Origin of the sequence: Caballeronia fortuita (assembly GCF_001544835.2) — a bacterium.
Lineage (GTDB): Bacteria > Pseudomonadota > Gammaproteobacteria > Burkholderiales > Burkholderiaceae > Caballeronia > Caballeronia fortuita.
The window spans coordinates 813,161-833,779 of the sequence record NZ_FCNX02000001.1 but is presented as its reverse complement, the minus strand read 5'-3'; the positions used below and the strand labels follow the sequence as shown (position 1 = coordinate 833,779).

23 protein-coding genes are annotated in these 20,619 nt (G+C 64.6%); 16 read left to right on the top strand and 7 right to left on the bottom strand.

Features of this window, described 5'->3' with window-relative positions; all coding sequences use genetic code 11:
- Nucleotides 1-3: 3 nt before the first annotated feature.
- Nucleotides 4-918, bottom strand: coding sequence for a glutamate/aspartate ABC transporter substrate-binding protein (locus AWB77_RS03900; RefSeq protein ID WP_061133013.1), 915 nt, complete (start codon nucleotides 916-918; stop codon nucleotides 4-6).
- Nucleotides 919-1,109: 191 nt separating this feature from the next.
- On the opposite strand from AWB77_RS03900, the gene AWB77_RS03895 reads away from it, so the two are divergent.
- Both AWB77_RS03895 and AWB77_RS03890 read left to right on the top strand, forming a co-directional pair.
- A complete protein-coding gene (locus AWB77_RS03895; RefSeq protein ID WP_061133012.1) occupies nucleotides 1,110-1,820 on the top strand; it encodes a glycine zipper 2TM domain-containing protein in 711 nt (236 codons plus the stop codon).
- Nucleotides 1,821-1,955: 135 nt separating this feature from the next.
- Nucleotides 1,956-2,447, top strand: a complete 492-nt coding sequence (locus AWB77_RS03890; protein WP_082852565.1) for a hypothetical protein — start codon at nucleotides 1,956-1,958, stop codon at nucleotides 2,445-2,447.
- Between the two features lie 325 nt (nucleotides 2,448-2,772).
- On the opposite strand, the gene AWB77_RS03885 is transcribed toward AWB77_RS03890, so the two are convergent.
- The 3 genes from AWB77_RS03885 to AWB77_RS03875 are packed head-to-tail and all read right to left on the bottom strand — an operon-like array spanning nucleotide 2,773 to nucleotide 4,707.
- Complete coding sequence (locus AWB77_RS03885) at nucleotides 2,773-3,159, bottom strand: hypothetical protein (RefSeq protein WP_061133011.1); 387 nt, start codon at nucleotides 3,157-3,159, stop codon at nucleotides 2,773-2,775.
- Nucleotides 3,160-3,178: 19 nt separating this feature from the next.
- Nucleotides 3,179-3,727, bottom strand: coding sequence for an outer membrane protein assembly factor BamE domain-containing protein (bamE, locus tag AWB77_RS03880; RefSeq protein ID WP_061133168.1), 549 nt, complete (start codon nucleotides 3,725-3,727; stop codon nucleotides 3,179-3,181).
- Between the two features lie 38 nt (nucleotides 3,728-3,765).
- A complete protein-coding gene (locus AWB77_RS03875; RefSeq protein WP_063936476.1) occupies nucleotides 3,766-4,707 on the bottom strand; it encodes a peptidoglycan DD-metalloendopeptidase family protein in 942 nt (313 codons plus the stop codon).
- Nucleotides 4,708-5,212: 505 nt separating this feature from the next.
- On the opposite strand from AWB77_RS03875, the gene AWB77_RS03870 reads away from it, so the two are divergent.
- On the top strand, nucleotides 5,213-5,464 hold the full coding sequence (locus AWB77_RS03870) for a GlsB/YeaQ/YmgE family stress response membrane protein (RefSeq protein WP_061133166.1): 252 nt from the start codon (nucleotides 5,213-5,215) through the stop codon (nucleotides 5,462-5,464).
- Between the two features lie 55 nt (nucleotides 5,465-5,519).
- On the opposite strand, the gene AWB77_RS03865 is transcribed toward AWB77_RS03870, so the two are convergent.
- Nucleotides 5,520-6,179, bottom strand: coding sequence for a DedA family protein (locus AWB77_RS03865; protein WP_061133165.1), 660 nt, complete (start codon nucleotides 6,177-6,179; stop codon nucleotides 5,520-5,522).
- Nucleotides 6,180-6,391: 212 nt separating this feature from the next.
- On the opposite strand from AWB77_RS03865, the gene mutL reads away from it, so the two are divergent.
- Genes mutL through AWB77_RS03845 form a run of 4 tightly spaced genes read left to right on the top strand, consistent with a single transcriptional unit; the run spans nucleotide 6,392 to nucleotide 9,982 of the window.
- Complete coding sequence (mutL, locus tag AWB77_RS03860) at nucleotides 6,392-8,329, top strand: DNA mismatch repair endonuclease MutL (protein WP_061133010.1); 1,938 nt, start codon at nucleotides 6,392-6,394, stop codon at nucleotides 8,327-8,329.
- The gene (gene miaA, locus AWB77_RS03855; RefSeq protein WP_061133009.1) at nucleotides 8,326-9,273 is read left to right on the top strand and encodes a tRNA (adenosine(37)-N6)-dimethylallyltransferase MiaA; all 948 of its coding nucleotides are present in this window, start codon (nucleotides 8,326-8,328) and stop codon (nucleotides 9,271-9,273) included. Before mutL ends, miaA begins: the two co-directional genes overlap by 4 nt.
- 41 nt (nucleotides 9,274-9,314) lie before the next feature.
- The gene (locus tag AWB77_RS03850; RefSeq protein WP_061133008.1) at nucleotides 9,315-9,608 is read left to right on the top strand and encodes a nucleotidyltransferase family protein; all 294 of its coding nucleotides are present in this window, start codon (nucleotides 9,315-9,317) and stop codon (nucleotides 9,606-9,608) included.
- Complete coding sequence (locus AWB77_RS03845) at nucleotides 9,605-9,982, top strand: HepT-like ribonuclease domain-containing protein (RefSeq protein ID WP_061133007.1); 378 nt, start codon at nucleotides 9,605-9,607, stop codon at nucleotides 9,980-9,982. Before AWB77_RS03850 ends, AWB77_RS03845 begins: the two co-directional genes overlap by 4 nt.
- Before the next feature lie 72 nt (nucleotides 9,983-10,054).
- Here AWB77_RS03845 and purM read toward each other — a convergent pair whose 3' ends face one another.
- Complete coding sequence (gene purM, locus AWB77_RS03840; RefSeq protein WP_061133006.1) at nucleotides 10,055-11,122, bottom strand: phosphoribosylformylglycinamidine cyclo-ligase; 1,068 nt, start codon at nucleotides 11,120-11,122, stop codon at nucleotides 10,055-10,057.
- A 250-nt stretch (nucleotides 11,123-11,372) separates the two neighbouring features.
- Here purM and hda point away from each other — a divergent pair, with 250 nt between their 5' ends.
- From hda to AWB77_RS03805, 7 genes are all read left to right on the top strand, one after another.
- On the top strand, nucleotides 11,373-12,221 hold the full coding sequence (gene hda, locus AWB77_RS03835) for a DnaA regulatory inactivator Hda (protein ID WP_061133005.1): 849 nt from the start codon (nucleotides 11,373-11,375) through the stop codon (nucleotides 12,219-12,221).
- An 11-nt stretch (nucleotides 12,222-12,232) separates the two neighbouring features.
- Nucleotides 12,233-12,919, top strand: coding sequence for a histidinol-phosphatase (locus tag AWB77_RS03830; protein ID WP_061133004.1), 687 nt, complete (start codon nucleotides 12,233-12,235; stop codon nucleotides 12,917-12,919).
- Complete coding sequence (gene pcnB, locus AWB77_RS03825) at nucleotides 12,912-14,471, top strand: polynucleotide adenylyltransferase PcnB (RefSeq protein ID WP_061133003.1); 1,560 nt, start codon at nucleotides 12,912-12,914, stop codon at nucleotides 14,469-14,471. Before AWB77_RS03830 ends, pcnB begins: the two co-directional genes overlap by 8 nt.
- A gap of 89 nt (nucleotides 14,472-14,560) precedes the next feature.
- On the top strand, nucleotides 14,561-15,112 hold the full coding sequence (folK, locus tag AWB77_RS03820; RefSeq protein ID WP_061133002.1) for a 2-amino-4-hydroxy-6-hydroxymethyldihydropteridine diphosphokinase: 552 nt from the start codon (nucleotides 14,561-14,563) through the stop codon (nucleotides 15,110-15,112).
- Entirely contained in the window at nucleotides 15,109-15,789 is a 681-nt protein-coding gene (locus AWB77_RS03815; RefSeq protein ID WP_061133001.1) for a deoxynucleoside kinase, read from the top strand. The genes folK and AWB77_RS03815 overlap by 4 nt, the downstream gene beginning before the upstream one ends.
- Nucleotides 15,790-15,828: 39 nt before the next feature.
- On the top strand, nucleotides 15,829-16,644 hold the full coding sequence (gene panB, locus AWB77_RS03810; protein WP_061133000.1) for a 3-methyl-2-oxobutanoate hydroxymethyltransferase: 816 nt from the start codon (nucleotides 15,829-15,831) through the stop codon (nucleotides 16,642-16,644).
- 125 nt (nucleotides 16,645-16,769) lie between these two features.
- Nucleotides 16,770-17,069, top strand: coding sequence for a hypothetical protein (locus AWB77_RS03805; protein ID WP_061132999.1), 300 nt, complete (start codon nucleotides 16,770-16,772; stop codon nucleotides 17,067-17,069).
- Nucleotides 17,070-17,083: 14 nt separating this feature from the next.
- Here the strand turns inward: AWB77_RS03805 and AWB77_RS03800 are convergent, their stop codons facing one another.
- On the bottom strand, nucleotides 17,084-18,016 hold the full coding sequence (locus AWB77_RS03800) for a CopD family protein (protein WP_061133164.1): 933 nt from the start codon (nucleotides 18,014-18,016) through the stop codon (nucleotides 17,084-17,086).
- Between the two features lie 448 nt (nucleotides 18,017-18,464).
- Between AWB77_RS03800 and AWB77_RS03795 the strand changes: the two genes are divergently transcribed.
- Both AWB77_RS03795 and AWB77_RS03790 read left to right on the top strand, forming a co-directional pair.
- Complete coding sequence (locus AWB77_RS03795; RefSeq protein ID WP_061132998.1) at nucleotides 18,465-19,211, top strand: c-type cytochrome; 747 nt, start codon at nucleotides 18,465-18,467, stop codon at nucleotides 19,209-19,211.
- Nucleotides 19,212-19,232: 21 nt separating this feature from the next.
- On the top strand, nucleotides 19,233-20,531 hold the full coding sequence (locus tag AWB77_RS03790) for a c-type cytochrome (RefSeq protein ID WP_061132997.1): 1,299 nt from the start codon (nucleotides 19,233-19,235) through the stop codon (nucleotides 20,529-20,531).
- Nucleotides 20,532-20,619: the final 88 nt, after the last annotated feature.

Sequence of the window (20,619 nt, the reverse complement as noted above, 5' to 3'; positions counted from 1 at the left end):
ACCTTACTCGAACGCCTTGTCGTTCGGCTCGGCATAGAGCTTCTGCATCGTTTCGCTCATCGGGAAGTCGAAGTTGATGTTCTTCGGCGGCACCGGCTTCATGAACCACTTGTCGTACATCGTCTTGATCTCGGGGCCCTTCAAGACCTGGCTCATCGCGTCGTCGACGAGCTTTTTGAACTCGGGGTCGTTCTTGCGCATCATGAATCCGTATGCCTCCGACGACTGCGGCGTGCCGACCAGCACCCAGTCCGACGGTTTCGCGGTCAGCGAGCGCGTGCCCGCGAGCAGCACGTCGTCCATCATGTAGGCGACCGCGCGCCCGGTTTCGAGCGTGGCGCGCCCTTCGCCGTAGTCCTTCGCGCTGATGATGCTCATGTTCATCTTCTTCTCTTCGTTCATCTTGCGAAGAATGCGCTCGGACGTCGTGCCCTGATTCGTCACGACGGTCTTGCCCGCGAGATCGGGAAAGTCCTTGATGCCGGAATCCTTCTTCGTGAGCAGACGCGTCGTTGCAACAAAGAATGTGTCCGAAAACGCAACCTGATTCTGTCGCGACGCCAGGTTCGTCGTCACGCCGCATTCGAGATCGACCGTGCCGTTCTGCACGAGCGAAATGCGGTTCTGCGACGTCACCGGAATGAAGCGCACGCGTAAATCCGGATGCTTCGTCTTCGTCTTGACCGCGTCGATCACCTTGTTGCACAAGTCCTGCGAAAAGCCGATGACGTCGTTGTTCGCATCGACGTACGAGAACGGCACGGACGTCTCGCGATGCCCGATCGCGATGAGGTTGACTCTCTGCACCTTGGCGAGCGTCGGCTGGCCGTCCTGGGCGTGGCTTGCGCCCGTCACGAGCGATAGCGTGGCAAAGGCGGCGAAAGCGACCGCCGGCGCAAGCAGCGACGTGGATTTCATGTAGACCTCATTTTTCGTGTGTGATGATACATATGTTGCCATCGACAAAATTAACGCAACATATGTATTCACCCTAGCCGATCCTGCTCCACCGCGCGCCGCGACTTTTGCTTACAAATGTCACAGCAATCGCGTCCACCGCCGCCGCTGCACGGCGTTATAGCTGGCAGGCACCCACAGGAGTCGCTGCCATGAACGCCGCATCCGAGATTCACGAGATTCAACCGAAGCCGTCGCGCATCCATCCGCTCGTCGCGGCAGCCGCCGTGTCGGTCATCCTTGCGTGCGGAACAGGCATCGCCGCGATGACGGGCTTGCTGCCGTCGTCGAAAGCGAGCGCCGCGAACGTCACCGCGGCGCCGCTCGTCGATGCGCAAACCGCTGGGACCGTCGCGCCCGCGCACGTCGCTCAGGCTTCACAGTCGGCGTCACAGCCCGCAACGCAGCCCGCAACGCAGCCCGCCGCATCGGTGCCGCGCGCGGTGCGCGGGCATCATCCGACGCCGGTGCGCAAGCCCGCGCCGTCGCAGGAGAGCACGTCGTACGCGCAGCCTCCCGCGCCCGCCTACGATCCGTACGCCGGCGAAGTCACCGCCGTCAACGCGGTGCAGACCGCGCAGCCGACGACGGGCCTCGGCGCGATCGGCGGCGCGGTGGTCGGCGGGCTCGCGGGCACGCAGATCGGCAATGGCCGCGGACGGACGGCGGCGACGATCATCGGCGCAATCGGCGGCGGGCTGGCAGGCAATCAGATCGAGCACGTCGTTCACAAGTCGACGACATATCAGGTGCAGGTCCGCATGAACGACGGCAGCGTGCGCAGTTTCAACTACGAAGCCGCGCCGGGCGTCGCGGTCGGACAGAGGGTGCACGTGTCCGGGGAAACGTTGACGCCCGCGTGAGCGAGCGGCGCGCGCCTTAAGAAACAGCTAATTTTGCGGTGCGATGATGCTTTCAACGCCAGACGCATCCAGCGCATCGAGGACCCGGCGCGGCGATCCGCGCGGCCCGCGCAATTCACTCTTTCGGGAGCTGCCGTGAAGAAGAAATCGACGAACATGAAATCCACCCGTCCTGCGATGTCTCCGCTGCTGCGGGCGCTGACCTACAGCCGCGCCGCGCGCGAACCGATGATCGACGCGATGCTGCTGCGCTGCTACGTCGCGCTCGACGCGTTCTATCGCGGACACGGCTCGCAGCCGCTATTCATGACGCTGTGCCGTCACATGCTGGTCGCCGAAGAGTTGTGCCAGCTCGGCCACGCGCCGGAGTGCGAGGACGACATCACGTCCGCGCACGAGGCGCTCGTCGAACTGGACGCGCGGCATTCGGCTGAAGCAGTCTGGTCGCTCGGCGCCGACGAACACGCGCGACTGTGCGCCGGCCTCGACGTCTTCGCGATGCAGCTCGAAGACGCGACGCTCGAACACATCGCGCAAGCCGAAGCGCGCATGGTCACGCAATCGCTCGTCGCGGCGAACATGCGCTCGGGCGTCGGGCGCGCTCAGGCGGTGGCGTCGGCGGAGTAAGAAATCGCGGGGGAATCGGGCTTTCCCGTAATGCGCTTATCAATGAATGAGTGTGTTTGCGAGCGTACATTCTTAGGAATCGCGTTTTGCAACACTTATTCCAGCGCACGGGGGGAAGCAACATAACGCGCTGAGAGACCGACGAACAGGATGGGCGGCACTCGATCCGGCCGTGGGTAAAAGCAAAGCGCAAGAATAAAAAAGCAAAGCGCGAGTTTTTGCCAACGGTGCGGCGAGTCGCAGGCGAAAGAGGCCAGCGCCCCGACAAAGAAGCTCAAAAGCCGGCATTCGCCGGCTTTTTTCTTTTGCGCGCGCAAACCGCGAGTTAGCGGATGCCTGCGAACACCGTGCGCGCGCAATCGGCGCACCAGTGACGCGCCACTACATCAGGCCGCGCTTCCCACTCGTGGCCGTAGGCGCATTGCCACTGCAAGGGCGTCGTGGCATCGACATAGTGGCGCGAAAGCAGCGCGCCGCCGCGCACGCTCGCGATTTCACGCAGACGATTCGTTTCCAGCTCGCGGCGCTCGGCCGCGCAGTTCATGCAGCGAACGTTCCGCGCGAGGTCGAGCGTCTTGTCCCAGCGATGACCGCGGTCGCAATCCCAACGGGATATCGTCGCTTCGGCGGGATTGCGCCTTGCCAGTTCGCGAAAATTCGACGCTTCGTCCATCAGACGAACGCGCGTGTTGGAGACAGCCAGATCGCTCATCTTCTTCGTGCGCGGAAAATTAGCGCTGGCCGCCGCGAATCGCTTCGGAGCGCGAAGTCGTCACGACGACGCCGTCCGGTCCGAAGTGCGCGTTGAACATCGCGTCCTGATTCACGCCGTCTTCCAGCCAGTGCCAGCTCCAGACGCGCTCCTTCTTCAGCCGATACTCCGCGATCTCGGTCGGCTTGCCGAGCAGGCGGCGGACTTCGTCCATCGTCATGCCGGGACGGACCTTCGCGATGTTCTCGGCGGTGAGCGCCTGCGTCACGGAGACGAAGCGGCCGCTCGCATCGAGATCGACCATGTAGGTGGTCGTTCCCGCCGGCCCGCGTGGATATTCGAGGCGCTTGCTGCCGTCGGTGTACGTGCGCTCCGTTTCGGGCTCGCCCATCTGGTCGCGGATTTGCGCCTCGGTCGTCACGCCGGGCTGCAGATTCTTGAGCAGCAGATTGTCCGGCTTCACCGCGTTGAAAAACGCCTTGAACTTGTTCATCGCATCCTCGCTCTGCTGCTGATCGCAGCCGGAAAGCATCGATGCCGACGATGCCGCGATCAACGCGGCGATCATGATCTTCTTCACCTTCGATCCCCTTGCCGCGCGCGACGTCAGCCGCCCGCCGCGCCGAGCAGCGGCACCGGATCGACCGCCGCGCCCGACTTTCTCACTTCGAAATGCAGCGACGGTGTGCCGCCCGGCCCCGTGCCCATGTCCGCGATCGTGGCGCCCTGCTTCACAGTGTCGCCCTCCTTCACGAGCAGTTTGTCGTTGTACGCATAGGCGGTCAGATAGTCGTTGCTGTGCTTGACGATGATCATGCGCCCGTAGGAACGCAAGCCGCTGCCCGCGTACACCACCTTGCCCGACGCCGCCGCCTTGACCGGCTGCCCGACCTTTCCTTCGATGTCGATGCCCTTGTTGCCGCTCGCGCCGAACTTGCGCACGACATCGCCGTGCACGGGCCACACGAACGTGCCTTTGGCCGCGCTCGCGGTGACTGCCGGCTGATGTTCTTCGCTTTGAGCGGCGGGCTTTTCGGCCACAGGCTTCTGCGCGACCGAGCTTTCCGGCGTCGGCAAAAGCGGCGGCTGCGCCATCTTCGATCCGGCGTTCGTGGAACTCGCGGAACTCGTGGAACTCGCCGTCGTCGCCACACCCGGCGGCGCCACGCGCAATACCTGTCCGACGTTCACCTGCCTGCTCTCGGGCAGCGTGTTCCACCTGGCCAGATCGGCCGGCTTCTGTTTGAAGGTGCGCGAGATGGCGTAGAGCGTGTCGCCCGGTTTAACGCGATAGAAGCCCGCCTCGACGGGCGCGGGCGTCGCGGACGCGAGCGGCACGACCGGCGCGGGCGTCACGGCAGGCGCGCTGCTTTGCACGACCGGCGGCGCGCTCATCGCCGAGCTTTCGACGATCGGCGCGGGCGTGCGCGGCGTCGATGAACATCCCGTCAGCCCCGCCGCCGCTACCGCGCCGAGCATCAAGCCCGCGATCGCCCCGCGCGCGTTCGATCCGAAAACTTCCTTGTGCATCACAACCCGCTTTCCCATGCTTGTCGTCTTCAACTTTTTCAACTTGCCGGCCACGCGCTCGCGCGGCTCGATTATTACGCGCAGACGCTGATCGCCACGCCGTACAACGCCGTGCCGCCGCATCGGAGGATGCCACACCCGGAGAGCAGCCCCGCGAATGCCAGCGCAACCGAGGCTTTTCCCACGGCGCGCATCCGCCCGCCCCACACGACTCTCAAATTCTGAACAACCACAATTCCGCCAGCATAAAACATTACAGAAACAAATTCGCCTCAGTGACCTAAACGACACACTCCGTCAAAGCCCGGCCAAACCCTTTGGCATTCTAAATTTTTGACGGAAACCGCTCTCGCCATGCGTTGCCTGTCGCGTGGGCGATAGGTAGCGGGTGGCATCGACAATCCTTGACAGTTCACAGCCCCCCCGCCACGTTCAATTCCGCTACATTGCCCGCGCCCGGATGCAGGTTCCGCCTGCGTCCCGCGTTTCTTCAATTCCACAGGAGTCTCAGTCCATGCACATCATGCAACATGGAATCATCCTCAGCCTGATTATCGGCGGCGTGGCCGGCTGGCTCGCCGGTCTCATCATGAACGGCAGCGGCTTCGGCGTGATCGTCGACATCTTGGTCGGCATCGTCGGCGGCGTGATCGGCGGATGGATCTTCGGCACGCTCGGCATCTCGTTTGGGGGCGGCATCCTCGGCACGCTGATTACCGCAGTGATCGGCGCGGTCGTGCTGCTTTTCATCATCCGCCTGTTCCGGCGCGGATAAACGCCCTGGCGGCGTTGACGAGGCCGGCATTCGACGGCCTCGCGCACGACCTTCCTCAAGCCTTCGAATTCCGACGGCTCATCTTCCACAGCGCACCAAGCGCGACCGGCACGATCGCGGCGCCGATTCCCACCAGCACGATCACGTTCAGATACTGCTTGATGAACGGAATGTTGCCGAAGAAATAGCCGAGCAACACGAGCAGCAGCACCCAGATCAGCGCGCCCACGATATTGAAGAGCTGAAAGCGCGCGTGACTCATCGACGAGACGCCCGCGACGAACGGCGCGAACGTCCGCACCACCGGCACGAAACGCGCGATCACGATGGTCTTGCCGCCGTGCTTGTCATAGAAGTTGTGGGTCTTTTGCAGCGCGGCGCGGTCGAGAAAGCGTTCGAGCACGGGAATGTTCGTGTCGAAGACTTTTGGTCCGATGGCGCGGCCGATCCAGTAATTCACCGTGTTGCCGGTCACCGCCGCGATGAGCAGGAGCACGATCAGCGCGAACAGGTCCATCTCGTGCGATGCCGCGAACGCGCCGCCGATGAACAGCAGCGAATCGCCCGGCAGGAACGGAAACACGACGAGCCCGGTTTCGCAGAACACGATCAGGAACAACACCGCGTAGACCCAGGCGCCGTAATTCTGGATGAAGACACCGAGCGACTTGTCGATGTGAAGGATGAGTCCCAGGAATTGCAGCAACGTGTCCAAAAATCTTTCCTCAAAAAGTAAGCCGGCGCCGGAAAAGCGGCGCATCGGCAACGAATGCGGGAGTCGCGCCATGATACCGAAGTGACGCGTCGCATCGGGTAAAAAAGCGGTCTCGAAACGCCATCGCGCGACGTGTTGGCGGGCATGGACGGATGCGGGCGATCCCCGGGCGGCAAAAAAGACGCCACGTTGCGAATCGTTATAATTTCGCCATGTCCGACCTCAACGAAACCTCCGCTGGCGCTTTGACAGCCGATGCCGTGCGCCGTTCGCGCGCCATCGCGCAGCTGCCCGACCAGCTCATCAGCCAGATCGCCGCTGGCGAAGTGGTGGAGCGGCCCGCGTCGGTCGTCAAGGAACTGCTGGAAAACGCACTCGACGCCGGCGCGACGACGCTGCGCATCACGCTCGACGAAGGCGGCGTGAAACGCATCGTGGTCGCCGACGACGGCTGCGGCATCCCGCCCGGCGAATTGCCGCTCGCGCTCCTGCGCCATGCGACGAGCAAGATCCGCTCGCTCGCGGAACTCGAAGCCGTCGCGACGCTCGGATTTCGCGGCGAGGCGATCGCGTCGATCGCGTCGGTCGCCGAATTGTTCATCACGAGCCGCACCGAGAGCTGCGCGCACGCGACGCGCATCGACGCGCAGACCGGCGCGATCTCGCCGGCCGCGGGCACCGTCGGCACGACGATGGAAGTGCGCGAGCTGTACTTCAACACGCCCGCGCGCCGCAAGTTCCTGAAGAGCGAGCAGACTGAACTCGGTCATTGCCTCGACGTCATCCGGCGCACGGCGCTCGCACGGCCCGACGTCGCGATTTCGGTGATGCACAACGGCAAAGCCGTCGAGCACTGGAACGCGAGCGACCCGCAGACGCGCGTCGCGAAGATTCTCGGCGAGGTCTTCGAAACCGCGCATCTGCCGCTCGACGAGCGCGCCGGGCCGCTTGCCGTCTACGGTTGCGCCGGCTTGCCGACGGCGAGCCGCGGCCGCGCCGATCAGCAGTATTTCTTCGTGAACGGCCGTTTCGTGCGCGACAAGCTGCTCACGCACGCCGTGCGCGCCGCGTATGAAGACGTGCTGCATGGCAATCGCTATCCGGCGTACGTGCTGTTTCTCGATCTGCCGCCCGAATCCGTCGATGTGAACGTGCATCCGTCGAAGATAGAAGTGCGCTTTCGCGATTCGCGCTCGATTCATCAATACGTGTTTCACGCCGTGCAGCGTGCGCTGGCGCGGCATGCCGGCGCGTCACCGGAGACCACGGCGGGCGGGCACGCGGCGCAATTGCAGCCGACCGGGCCGGCATCGTTCAGCGCGAAGCCGTTTTCGGGCACGCCGGATTCGCTCACGTTGAAGAGCGAAAACGGCACCAACTGGATGCGCCAGTCGCGCATGACGCAGGGCACGCTGCCCGTCGCGCAGCCGCTCGCGCTCTATGACGCGCTGTTCGGCCGCAAGGATGCCGGCGCGTCCGCTTCCTCCGGGGCGGCTTATCCCACGCCGACGCAGACGCCTTCCGCGCCGCTGATGGCGAACGACAGCGCGCTCGATTACGCCGACGAACAGCCGCTGGGCTTCGCCGTCGGGCAGATCCACGGCATCTATGTGCTCGCGCAGAACGCGCATGGTCTCGTGATCGTCGACATGCACGCCGCGCACGAGCGCATTCTCTACGAGCAGTTCAAGCACGCGCTCGCCGATCGCGCGATCGCGGTGCAGCCGCTCCTGATTCCCGTATCGATGACGGCGGAGCCTGTCGAGATCGGCATCGTCGAGGAAGAGCGCGAGACGCTCGATGCGCTCGGCTTCGATCTCGCGGTGCTGTCGCCGACATCGATCGCGATCCGCGCCGTGCCCGCCTTGCTGAAAGACGCGGATCTGCAATCGCTCGCGCGCGCCGTGCTCGCCGATCTGCACGCCTACGGCGGCTCGCGCGTGCTCACCGAGCGTCAGCACGAACTGCTCGGCACGCTCGCGTGTCACAACGCGGTGCGCGCGAATCGGCGCCTCACGCTCGACGAAATGAACGCGCTTCTGCGCCAGATGGAAGCGACCGAGCGCGCCGATCAGTGCAATCACGGCCGGCCGACGTGGTATCAGCTCACGCTCGCCGATCTCGACCGCCTTTTCATGCGCGGCCAATGAGCGCTTCAGCCTTGCCCGTGGCGTGCCTGCTCGGGCCGACCGCATCGGGAAAAACGGCGGCGGCGCTGGCGTTCGCGGCGCGGCATCCGGTCGAGATCGTCAGCGTGGATTCGGCGCTGGTGTATCGCGAGATGGATATCGGCACGGCCAAGCCGAACGCGGAAGAACGCGCGGCGGCGCCGCATCATCTGATCGACATCATCGATCCCGCCGACACCTATTCCGCCGCGCAGTTTCGAGCCGATGCGCTGCGGCTCGTCGGTGAGATCGTCGCGCGCGGGAACGTGCCGTTGCTGGTCGGCGGCACGATGCTGTACTACAAGGCGCTGACGCAAGGGCTGAACGATCTGCCGACCGCCGATGCCGACGTGCGCGCCACGCTCGATGCCGACGCCGCCCGCGACGGCTGGCCCGCGCTGCATGCGCGCCTCGCGGCGATCGATCCGCAAACCGCCGCGCGCCTCGCGCCGAACGATTCGCAGCGCATTCAGCGCGCGCTCGAAATATTCATGCTGTCCGGCCAGCCCATGTCCGCGCTGCTTGCCGCGCCCCGCGCTCAGGAAGCGGATACGCCGTATCGCTTCGTGCCGATCGCGCTGGAGCCGTCGGATCGCGCGGTGCTGCACGCGCGCATCGCCGCGCGTTTCGATGCGATGCTCGCACACGGTTTTATCGACGAAGTAAGGGCGCTGCGTGCGCGCGGCGATCTGGATCTGTCGATGCCGTCGATGCGTTGCGTCGGCTATCGGCAAGCGTGGGAGTATCTCGACGGCGCGACGCGCTACGACGAGATGCGCGACAAAGGCATCTTCGCGACGCGGCAGTTGTGCAAGCGCCAGTTGACGTGGCTGCGGGCGATGCCGGAGCGAATCGTGGTGGATTGCTGCGCGCGGGATGCGACGGAGCGGGCGGTGGCGGCGGTCGAGCGGATTATCGCGCTATGATTGATGCGTGTTGCCGCGATTCACGACGACCTGTTCAAGACATGACCAAACCATCCGCTGTCCTGCTCGCTCACCGCGAGGACATTCGCCGTATCGTCGAGGCCAATCGCGCGGCGAACGCACGCGTCTTCGGCTCAGTGCTGCATGGAGATGACGACGACACCAGCGATCTCGATCTCCTCGTTGACGCACTACCAGGCGCGACGTTGCTCGATCTCGGCGCGATTCAGGTCGAGCTCGAAGGTCTGCTTGGCATATCGGTCGATGTCGTGACGCCGCAGGACTTGCCGTCGAAATTCCGATACGAAGTGCTCGGCGAGGCACGCGCGCTATGAACGCGAAACAGCGACAGCTACGCCTCGGCGACTATATCGAACACATGCTGGATGCGTCGGAAACTGCGTTCGGATACGTCGAGAATGTCGATAAATCCGATTTCACGAATTCCCGCATGATTCAACAGGCCGTCATTCTGAATCTGATCATCATCGGGGAAGCAGCGGTTCAAATCGAGAACGAGTTTCCCGCGTTCGCCGCAGCCAACCCGGATGTGCCGTGGAGAAAGCTGCGCGGCATGCGCAACCGCATGACGCACGGTTACTTCGAAACCAATCTCGACATCGTCTGGGAGACGGTCAAAACCGCGCTTCCAGAACTCGTACGCCAGTTATCACCGCATTGCGGCGGCAACGCAAACCAGTCGATCTGACGCCCCAAAAACAAAAAACCCTCGCGCCACCGCGAGGGTTTTCCCCTTTCTGCACGAAGCAACCGGGAACGCTCAAACCACTACCGTCTGCGCCTCGCCTTCCTTACTGTCGCGCACGACACCGATCTTCCACACCTGCTCGCCCGCGCCCGACAGCAGGCCGGTCGCCGCATCGGCGTCTTCCGCCGCGACGATCACCGCCATGCCGATACCGCAATTGAACACGCGATGCATCTCCGCATCCGCGACGCCGCCGTGCTTCTGCAGCCACGCGAACAGCGGCGGCAGCGGCCACGCGCGATGATCCAGCTCCGCCGTCAGCCCTTCGCGCAGCACGCGCGGAATATTTTCGACGAGCCCGCCGCCCGTGATGTGCGCCATGCCCTTCACCGTGATGCTCTGCATCGCGGAAAGCAGCGGCTTTACATAGATGCGCGTGGGCGCCATCAATGCGTCGGCGAGCGAGCGGCCGTCGAAATCGGCGTCCAGGTCCGGATTCGCGCGCTCGATGATCTTGCGCACCAGCGAATAGCCGTTCGAATGAATGCCGCTCGAAGCCAGCCCCAGCACGACATCGCCCGGCTTGATCGTGCTGCCGTCGATGATTTCGCTCTTTTCCACCGCGCCGACCGCGAAGCCCGCGAGATCGTACTCGCCGTCCGGATACATGCCCGGCATTTCAGCCGTCTCGCCGCCGATCAGCGCGCAGCCCGCGAGTTCGCAGCCCGTCGCGATGCCCTTCACGACGTCCGCCGCCGTGTCGACATCCAGCTTGCCGCACGCGAAGTAATCCAGGAAAAAGAGCGGCTCGGCGCCTTGCACGAGAATGTCGTTGACGCTCATCGCGACCAGATCCTGGCCGACCGTGTCATGCCGGTTCAGCGTGAACGCGAGGCGCAGCTTCGTGCCGACGCCGTCCGTGCCCGACACGAGCACCGGCTCCTTGTACTTCTTCGGCACCTCGAAGAGCGCGCCGAATCCGCCGATCCCGCCCAGCACGCCGTCGCGCAACGTTTTCTTGGCAAACGGCTTGATCCGGTCGACGAGCGCGTCGCCCGCGTCGATGTCCACGCCCGCGTCGCGATACGACAAACCTTGGGCCGAATCAGTGGAATTCGGGGCGGATTTCGGTTGATTCATGGAGGGAAGCGCTCGAAGGTCGGTAAAATGCGATTTTACCCGATGATGACCCCGCGACGGTCGGCCAGGCGGATTTTCCCGCGCATGCCAGAATCCGCGAAGGTGCCCTTTTCGAGATCGAAGGCGATCCGAAAACCGCCCGAGCCATTGGTGCACAAGGCGCTCCGCCGCGGCTTTGCGCGATTCCCCGCCGCTCATCCGACCGTTTTCAAGATACGCCCGACGCAACGCCCGACGACACCGATCTCCCGTGCAACGCCAACTGACGCTCGATCTGGGCACGCCGCCGCCCGCCACCTTCGACAACTTTTTCGCCGCCGGCAATCACGAACTGATCGCGCGGCTGCGTGAGCTCGAAGGCGCGCTCGCGGCCGGGCCCGTCGCCGACCGCACGTTCTACGTCTGGGGCGAGCCGGGTAGCGGCCGCAGCCACCTGCTGCAGGCGCTCACGCACGAGGCGAGCGGCCATGCGCGCTATCTGAGCCCGCAAAGCGCGCTCAACGCGTTCGGCTTCGATCCGCGCGTGACGCTCTATGCCGTCGACGATTGCGACCGTCTTTCGCCCGCGCAGCAGATCGGCCTGTTCAATCTCTTCAACGAAGTGCGCGCGTATCCGTCGAGTGCGCTCGTCGCGACCGGCAACGACGCGCCGCTCGCGCTCACGGTGCGCGAAGACCTGCGCACGCGCCTCGGCTGGGGCCTCGTGTTCCATCTTCAGCCGCTGTCGGACGAAGCGAAGGCATCGGTGCTGAAACACGCGGCGCGCGAACGCGGCATCGTGCTCGCCGAAGACGTGCCCGGCTATCTGCTCACGCACTTTCGCCGCGACATGCCGAGCCTCATGGCGCTGCTCGACGAACTCGACCGCTTCTCGCTCGAACAAAAGCGCGCGGTGACACGCGCGCTGCTGCGCACGATGCTGCAGCAGACCGGCCGCGCCGCGACGCTCGTTCCGGTATCGGCGCAGGAAGAAACGCCCGGCCAACCGTCGCGCCTGGGATCCGCCCCGTCCGCCCCGTCCGCCCCGTCCGCCCCGTCCGCGCCGTCCGCGCCGTCCGCGCCGTCCGCGCCGGACAACGATCCGACCCGCTTCAAGTAGAATGCGCACCCATGAACCTCGCCCTCTTCGATCTCGACCACACGCTCATTCCCACCGACAGCGACCACGAATGGGGCCGCTTCATGGTGAAGCTCGGCATCGTCGACGCGGATAGCTTCGCGCGTCAGAACGACGCCTTCTATGCCGATTACAAGGCGGGCGTGCTCGATATCAACGCGTATCTGCACGCCATGCTCGCGCCGCTCGCGAAGTACTCACGCGAGCAGCTCACCGACTGGCACGCGCAATTCATGCGCGAGGTGATCAACCCGCGCATCGTGCCGGCCGCCGTCACGCTCGTGCGCGAGCATCAGGACAACGGCGATCTCTGCTGCCTCGTCACCGCGACCAACGCGTTCATCACCGCGCCGATCGCGGAAGCCTTCGGCATCGAAACGCTGATCGCCTGCGAAGTCGAAACCGTCGGCGATCATCCGCACGGCGCGCTCACCGGCCGGCCGACCGGCACGCCGAGCTATCGCGAAGGCAAGATCGTGCGCGTCGAGCAATGGCTCGCGTCGATCGGCAAGAAGCTCGACGACTTCAAGCACAGCTATTTCTATAGCGATTCGCACAACGACATCCCGCTGCTCGAGCGCGTCACGGATCCCATCGCGACCAATCCCGACGACACCCTGCGCGCGCATGCGCAAGCCAAAGGCTGGCGCATCCTGAACCTGTTCGACACACGTGATTAAAAAACTCATCCGCAAGCTGTTCGGGCAGGAAAGCGCCTCTGCCGACGAAGGCAACGACGTCCCCGCCGCTGCGTCCGACACCGCGCCGAAACCGGCGCGCAAGAGCACCCGCAAGAAAGCCGCCGCGCCCGTGAAGCGCGACCCGAACGTGCCCGTCATCCTGTCCTCGGAGATCCACGGCATCGATCCGTCGCTGATCTCGAAGAACGCGATCCGCGTGACCGACGGCCTGCAACAGGCGGGGCATCGCGCGTTCATCGTCGGCGGCGCGGTGCGCGATCTGCTGCTCGGCGTCGCGCCCAAGGATTTCGACGTCGCCACCGACGCCACGCCGGACCAGGTGCAAAAGCTCTTTCGCCGCGCGCGCATCATCGGGCGGCGCTTTCAGATCGTGCACGTGCAGTTCGGGCAGGAGATCATCGAGACATCGACGTTCCGCGCGCTCATGGATGCGCCGCCGGAACCGTCCGCCGAGCCGCCGCGGCGTCTGAAGCGCGGCGAGCTCGATGCGCGCACGCACGCCGTCGATGCGAGCGGCCGCGTGCTGCGCGACAACGTATGGGGCGAGCAGCACGAAGACGCCACGCGCCGCGACTTCACCATCAACGCGATGTACTACGATCCGGCCACGCAAACCGTGCTGGATTATCACGACGGCATGGCCGACATCCGCGCGCGCCTGCTGCGCATGATCGGCGATCCGGCCACGCGTTATCGCGAAGATCCGGTGCGCATGCTGCGCGTCGTGCGCTTCGCGGCGAAGCTCGGCTTCGAGATCGATGAAGCCACGCGCGCGCCGATCAAGGATCTCGCCGACCTGATGAACAACGTGCCGGCCGCGCGTCTCTTCGACGAAATGTTGAAGCTGCTGCTCTCCGGCCACGCGCTCGCGTGTCTCACGCGGCTGCGTCAGGAAGGCTTGCATCACGGTGTGCTGCCTTTGCTCGATGTCGTGCTCGAACAGCCGCACGGAGAGAAGTTCGTCACGCTCGCGCTTACGAGCACCGACGAGCGCGTACGCGCCGGCAAGGGCGTGTCGCCAGGCTTTCTCTTCGCCACGCTGCTATGGCACGACGTGCAGACGCGCTGGCAGCAATACACGGCGAACGGCGAATATCCGGTGCCCGCGTTGCATCGCGCGATGGACGACGTCCTCGACATGCAGACGGAAAAGCTTGCGATCCACAAGCGCTACTCGTCGGACATGCGTGAGATCTGGGGTCTTCAGCACCGGCTGGAAAAGCGCGGCCGCAGCGCGCTCAAGCTGCTGGAACACCAAAGGTTCAGAGCGGGGTATGATTTCCTGCTGCTGCGTTGCGAATCGGGCGAGCTCGATGCGGCCATCGGTCAATGGTGGAGCGACTTCATCGACGGCGATCATGCCGAACGCGAATCGCTTCTCTCGCAAGGCGGCAAGGAACGCAATGCGCCGAAGAAGCGGCGCCGCCGCAGCAACGCGAAGCGCCGTTCGGGCGAGCCGGGCGCGCAAGAGAACGACGCCGCACGCAGCAGCGAAGGCGACGCGAACGAGCGCGAAGCCGCCGACGAGTAACGCCGGATTTGGTTACAGTAGCGAAAAGCGGCGAAGATCAATCCCGCTTTGCCCGCTTTTCGCTGTGACCCACGCGTAGGACTTCTGCCATGACGATTGCTTATCTGGGCCTGGGGGCGAATCTCGGCGATGCGCGCCAGACCCTGAAAGACGCCGTCGTGTGTCTCGCCCAGCAGCACACGATCACCGTGCTCGCGAAATCGAGCGTGTATCGCACCGCCCCGATCGACTCGTCGGGCGACGATTATTTCAACTGCGTCGTCAAGCTCGAGACGAGCCTGCCCGCGCGCGCGCTGTTGCGTCTGTGTCATCACATCGAGTTGCAGTTCGGGCGCGAGCGGCCGTATCGCAATGCGCCGCGCACGCTCGATCTCGACATCCTGCTCTATGGTGCATCGAGCATCGACGAAGCGGATCTCGTCGTGCCGCATCCGCGCATGACCGAGCGCGCGTTCGTCCTCGTGCCGCTCCTCGAACTCGAGCCGGATCTCATTCTTCCGCAACGCGGACGCGCGGATGCGTTCATCGCGCAAGTCGCCGATCAGCGCATCGAGCAGGTTGCGAGCTGCCAGTGCATGGTCGCGGCGCAGCGCGGCACGGACGCGACCGCCGGCCCTTCCACCAAGACAGACTGCCGATGAGCGTTCCGCCACTCACCGTCACCGCGCCGCAACTGCGGCCGCCGCATCGTTACATCGCAATCGAAGGACCGATCGGCGTCGGCAAGACCACGCTCGCGACCTTGCTCGCCGAACGCTGGTCGATGCAGACGCTTTTCGAGCGCCCGCAGGACAACCCGTTTCTCGAACGCTTCTATCGTGACACCACGCGTCACGCGCTCGCCACGCAACTGAGCTTTGCGCTGCAACGCGCCGCGCAGGCACAGCAGGCCGCCGACATGGCAACGGGCGGCGCCACGCTCATGACCGACTTCGTCACGCAAAAGAGCGAGCTCTTCGCGCGCCTCACGCTGCCCGACGACGAGTTCCAGCTCTACAGGGACATCGCCTCGCGCATTCATGCGAGCGGTCCCGCGCCCGATCTCGTCATCTATCTGCAGGCGAGCCCCGAAGTGCTCTTCTCGCGCATCCAGAAACGCGCGTTGCCGATGGAGCTGCAAATCTCCGATTCGTATCTGCGCGCGCTCTGCGATGCTTATAACGAGTTCTTCTATCACTACGACGCGACGCCGCTGCTCACGGTGAACGCGGAGCACCTGAACCCGCTTGCCTCCGACGACGACCTCGCGCTTCTGATCGAGCGCATCGGGGCCATGCGCGGGCGCAAGGAATTCTTTGTCAAAGGCGTATCGGCCTGAGCTCGCGGGCCGACCACGCTCTCTTTTCGTGAAACGATCATGACGTATCTGCAGGAAACGAATCGCGCGACGATCACCGTCCCGAAGCTCCAGGCCATGCGCGAAGCCGGCGAGCGCATCGCGATGCTCACGTGCTACGACGCGAGCTTCGGCGCGCTGCTCGAACGCGCGGGCGTCGACGTGTTGCTGATCGGCGATTCCCTCGGCAACGTGCTTCAAGGACACAACACGACACTGCCCGTGACGCTCGCCGACATCGCGTATCACACGGCATCGGTCGCGCGCGGCAATCGCAGCGCGCTGATCGTCGCGGACATGCCGTTCGGCACGATCGGCTCGAAGGAAGACGCCTACGCGAACGCCGTGCAACTGATGCGCGCCGGCGCGCAGATGGTGAAGATCGAAGGCGGCGAATGGCTCGCGGAAACGGTGCGCTTTCTCGTCGAGCGTTCGATTCCGGTGTGCGGACACGTCGGGCTCACGCCGCAATCGGTGCATGCGTTCGGCGGGTTCAAGGTGCAGGGCAAGTCAGAAGCGGCGGCCGGGCAAATGAAGCGCGACGCCATCGCGTTGCAGGACGCGGGCGCGCAACTCCTCGTGATCGAAGCCGTGCCGACCTTGCTCGCACGCGAAGTCACCGAGGCGCTCGCGATCCCGACCATCGGCATCGGCGCGGGCATCGACTGTTCGGGGCAAGTGCTCGTGCTGCACGACATGCTCGGCGTCTTCCACGGCAAGCGTCCGCGCTTCGTCAAGGATTTCATGCAAGGGCAGCCGAGCATCTTCGCGGCGGTCGAAGCCTATGTGCGCGCGGTGAAGGACGGCAGTTTTCCGGGACCGGAGCACACGTTCTGATTGCAGCCCGGCCTCGGCCGGGTTTTTGTTTTCCGGCGCGCACGATCTGCGTTTTCTCGTACATACTGGCGAGTTTCTTGCGCCTACGCTTGGCGAAAATCACCAAAAGAAAAGCGAGAACGATCATGTGGCACGCCCTTCCCGATGAATACGTCCGCGCGCAACTCGCCGTGGGATCGCTCGTCGCGCTGGGCGTGGCGCGCGTCGTGGCCGCCGGCATCGGCGCGCAGCACGGCTGGCGCATCGCGGCGGTGACGCGCTGGTTCATCGGCGCGGCGCTTGTGTTTTGCCTGCCGCAATTGCTCGAAGTGATCTTGAGCGGCGATTCGCACACGGCGTTCGTCGAACTCCAGGGAAAGATCGTCGGCTGCGCGGTGGCGCTTTTCTGCGCGCCGATCGTCAGTCACCGGCTCGGCTACGAGTAGGCCGCGCCGCGTTTTCATCCGCCGAGCGACGACCCCGGCACGCTGTGCGACAGCACGGCCGCCGCTGCGAACACGCCCGCCATCGCCAGTGCTTCGACACGCATCACGTTGATGACCCTGTGGGCGTCCATCGTCGATGTCGAGCGGCGCAAGCGCGGCAACGCCGACCAGCGATTGAGCGCGCCGAGCGCGAGCGCGGCCGCGACCAGCACGAGTTTCACGATCAGCGCATGGCCCCACGTGCTCGCGCTCAACACAGCGGGCGATCCGCCGATGCCGCGCCACGCGTTGAACACGCCCGTCAGCACGACGAACGCGACCGCTGCCGATGACGCGCGCGACATGCGCGCCACCGTGCGGATCAAAGGCGACCGCGCCGTCGACGTATCGAGCGCCGGCAAGACGATCGCACCCGCGATGACCATGCCGCCCCACGCCGCCGTCGCGAGCAGGTGCAGCGTCTGAACCACTTCGGCGAGCGAGAACGCGCCCGCATCGGCCGCATGTCCGACGGCGGATTTGCCCGCCGCGACCATCAGTGCGGCGAGGATCGCGATCCCGATTCGCCACGTCGATAGCGCGCCGCCCCCCAGCGACGCGAGCAGCAACAACACGCTCCCCGCACACGCCACCGACCAGCCGATGCCCGCGTGCGTGCCCGTGGCGACGAGCCGCAACGATTGGCCCGCCTGCATGAACGGCGCACCGCTCATCGACGCGGAAAGCAGCCACAGCGATACGAAGTTGCACACGACGAGCGCCACCGCCGCGCCCAACGAAACACGTGCGGCGCGCCTCCAGCCACGCCGCGCGGGCGATGGGGCCGCGAACGCCTGTTCGCGCGACAGCCAGCCGTCGAGCAAAGAAGCGCCGAGCGCGCAGGCGAAAGCGAGATCGGCGAGCGCCGCAAAGACGGTTTGAGCCAGCCAGAAAGAATCGTCGTTCATCTTGCGGAACCGGCCGCAGCGCGGCAAGCGCATTGCTAAGGGAAGAGAGTGTGCGGAGTCTAAACGACGTCGACGGTGCAGCACAGCATCGAACGTCATCGAAACGCCTTGAATTTTTGCCGGCCGCTTCCGAAACTGCATGAAGCACATTTCGAGGCGTCTTCAACAATTCGACGATTTGTCGAAACGCAATGCGCCATGCGCGCTTGAGAAGTTCACCTCGAGCGGTCAAGAGCCGCGCGGCAAATTGTCGCGAATGCGCTGCAGCGGGACTTAGAGCGAGATTGTGTCAAATAGTCATCATCATGCATCGATGATAGAATGCCGCGTCGCATCAGAGGCTCGTCGAGCCGCTGTGGCCGTGGTCCGCCACCCACCGCCCCCTGCGTGGCCGTGGTTCGCCACCTTCGCACCGAGCCGCACGAAGCTCGGCAGGTCCCCGAATTTCATGGAGTGTCGCGTGTTTTCAAGACGCATTTTTCGCCCGCTGCTCGCTATGGCTTTTGCCTCGGCTCTGGTAGGCAGCGCTGGCGTTTTCAGCTCCGCCGCGCAGGCGCAGAACCAGCCGATCGCACCGGACACGATGGCCGCGCGCGTGCAAGGCTGCACGGCGTGCCACGGCGTTCACGGTGAAGGCACGGACAACGATTACTTCCCGCGTCTTGCCGGCAAGCCTGCCGACTATCTGTACAACCAGCTCCAGAATTTTCGCGAAGGCCGGCGCAAGTACCCGCCGATGAACTACCTCGTCACGTATCTCTCGGACGACTACCTTCATCAGATCGCGACGTACTTCTCGAATCAGCGTCCGCCGTATCCGACGCCCGTGAAGTCGAACGTGTCGGCAACGACGCTCGCGCGCGGCCAGCAGATCGTGCTGAACGGCGATGCATCGAAGAACATTCCCGCGTGCGCGGCCTGTCACGGCAAGGGTCTGACCGGCATGCAGCCGGCCATTCCGGGTCTCGTCGGCCTGCATTCGGACTACATCAGCGCGCAAGTCGGCGCATGGAAGTCGGGCACGCGTCACGCGAAAGCGCCCGATTGCATGCAGCAGATCGCCTCGCGCCTGACGGATGACGACGTGACCGCCGTCGCCGCCTGGCTGTCCACGCAACAAGCACCCGCCAACCCGGTGCCCGCGCCCGCTGGCTCGTTGAAGATGCCGCTCAAGTGCGGCAGCGAACCGCAATAAGGCGTCTGGAGCGACAACACAATGAAACGCAAGTCCCTGTTCGCACTTTCCTCGGCTGTCGTGGTGGCAGCCGTCGCAGCCGGCGCTGTCCTCTGGTCGGGCGGCGACAACCTGCATTCGGGCGGCGCCATCGCGGCGACGCCCGCCGACAAAGCCGCGCTCGTCAAACAAGGCGAATATCTCGCGCGCGCCGGCGACTGTATCGCGTGCCACACGGTGCGCGGCGGCAAGCAATTCGCGGGCGGCCTGCCGATGGCCACGCCGTTCGGCACGATGTTCACGCCGAACATTACGCCGGACGACCAATACGGCATCGGCAAGTGGACTTCCGACGACTTCTATCGCGCGATGCACACGGGCCGCTCGAAGGACGGTTCGCTGCTCTATCCGGGCTTCCCGTTCACGAGCTATACGAAGGTCACGCGCGCCGACTCGGACGCGATCTACGCGTATCTGCGCTCGGTCCCGCCGGTCTCCGAACCGAGCCGTCCGCATGAACTGCGCTTCCCGTTCAACAACCGCAACCTGCTGATCGGCTGGCGCACGCTGTTCTTCTCGGAAGGCGAGTACAAGCCGGATCCGACCAAGTCGGTCGAATGGAACCGCGGCGCGTATCTCGTCGAAGGCCTCGGCCACTGCGCGATGTGCCATACGTCGATCAATGCGATGGGCGGCCCGGTCAGCTCGGCGGCCTTCGCCGGCGGCCTGATCCCGCTGCAGAACTGGTACGCGCCGTCGCTGACGTCGAACAAGGAAGCCGGTCTCGGCGACTGGGACATCAAGGACATCAACGATCTGCTGAAGACCGGCGTATCGCAGCGCGGCGCGGTGTTCGGTCCGATGGCCGAAGTCGTCCACAACAGCCTGCAATACATGACCGACGCGGACATCAACGCGATGTCCACGTATCTCAAGTCGATCCCGCAGAAGAAGGAAGCGCCGGAAGTCATGCAGCTGGAGACGTCGGAGAAATTCGGCGGCGAACTGCTCACGCTCGGCAAGAAGGTCTACACCGAAAACTGCGCGAAGTGCCATCAGGAAAACGGTCTCGGCAAGCCGCCGGCGTATCCGCCGCTCGCCAACAACCAGTCGATCCAGATGCCGTCGGCCGTCAACCCGATCCGCATGACGCTCAACGGCGGCTATCCGCCGAGTACGGAAGGCAACCCGATGCCTCACGGCATGCCGCCTTTCGCGCAGTCGCTGTCGGATACGGAAGTCGCGGCAGTCGTGACGTACATCCGTATGTCGTGGGGCAACCACGGCACGCCGGTGTCGCCGCAACAGGTGAGCAACCTGCGTTCGGCGCCGCTCGATTAATGGCTTCATAGGTCATTCACCGAGACAGCGTACAATACGCGTATGGGGCGCAGCCTTCGTGGCCGCGCCCCTTGTCTTTTGGTGAGTC

Coding starts and splice junctions, on each gene's coding strand:
- AWB77_RS03900 (WP_061133013.1), bottom strand. CDS start 918: ATGAAATCCACGTCGCTGCTTGCGCCGGCGGTCGCTTTCGCCGCCTTT.
- AWB77_RS03895 (WP_061133012.1), top strand. CDS start 1,110: ATGAACGCCGCATCCGAGATTCACGAGATTCAACCGAAGCCGTCGCGC.
- AWB77_RS03885 (WP_061133011.1), bottom strand. CDS start 3,159: ATGAGCGATCTGGCTGTCTCCAACACGCGCGTTCGTCTGATGGACGAA.
- bamE (WP_061133168.1), bottom strand. CDS start 3,727: ATGATCGCCGCGTTGATCGCGGCATCGTCGGCATCGATGCTTTCCGGC.
- AWB77_RS03875 (WP_063936476.1), bottom strand. CDS start 4,707: ATGGGAAAGCGGGTTGTGATGCACAAGGAAGTTTTCGGATCGAACGCG.
- AWB77_RS03870 (WP_061133166.1), top strand. CDS start 5,213: ATGCAACATGGAATCATCCTCAGCCTGATTATCGGCGGCGTGGCCGGC.
- mutL (WP_061133010.1), top strand. CDS start 6,392: ATGTCCGACCTCAACGAAACCTCCGCTGGCGCTTTGACAGCCGATGCC.
- miaA (WP_061133009.1), top strand. CDS start 8,326: ATGAGCGCTTCAGCCTTGCCCGTGGCGTGCCTGCTCGGGCCGACCGCA.
- AWB77_RS03850 (WP_061133008.1), top strand. CDS start 9,315: ATGACCAAACCATCCGCTGTCCTGCTCGCTCACCGCGAGGACATTCGC.
- AWB77_RS03845 (WP_061133007.1), top strand. CDS start 9,605: ATGAACGCGAAACAGCGACAGCTACGCCTCGGCGACTATATCGAACAC.
- purM (WP_061133006.1), bottom strand. CDS start 11,122: ATGAATCAACCGAAATCCGCCCCGAATTCCACTGATTCGGCCCAAGGT.
- AWB77_RS03830 (WP_061133004.1), top strand. CDS start 12,233: ATGAACCTCGCCCTCTTCGATCTCGACCACACGCTCATTCCCACCGAC.
- folK (WP_061133002.1), top strand. CDS start 14,561: ATGACGATTGCTTATCTGGGCCTGGGGGCGAATCTCGGCGATGCGCGC.
- AWB77_RS03815 (WP_061133001.1), top strand. CDS start 15,109: ATGAGCGTTCCGCCACTCACCGTCACCGCGCCGCAACTGCGGCCGCCG.
- panB (WP_061133000.1), top strand. CDS start 15,829: ATGACGTATCTGCAGGAAACGAATCGCGCGACGATCACCGTCCCGAAG.
- AWB77_RS03805 (WP_061132999.1), top strand. CDS start 16,770: ATGTGGCACGCCCTTCCCGATGAATACGTCCGCGCGCAACTCGCCGTG.
- AWB77_RS03800 (WP_061133164.1), bottom strand. CDS start 18,016: ATGAACGACGATTCTTTCTGGCTGGCTCAAACCGTCTTTGCGGCGCTC.
- AWB77_RS03795 (WP_061132998.1), top strand. CDS start 18,465: ATGGAGTGTCGCGTGTTTTCAAGACGCATTTTTCGCCCGCTGCTCGCT.
- AWB77_RS03790 (WP_061132997.1), top strand. CDS start 19,233: ATGAAACGCAAGTCCCTGTTCGCACTTTCCTCGGCTGTCGTGGTGGCA.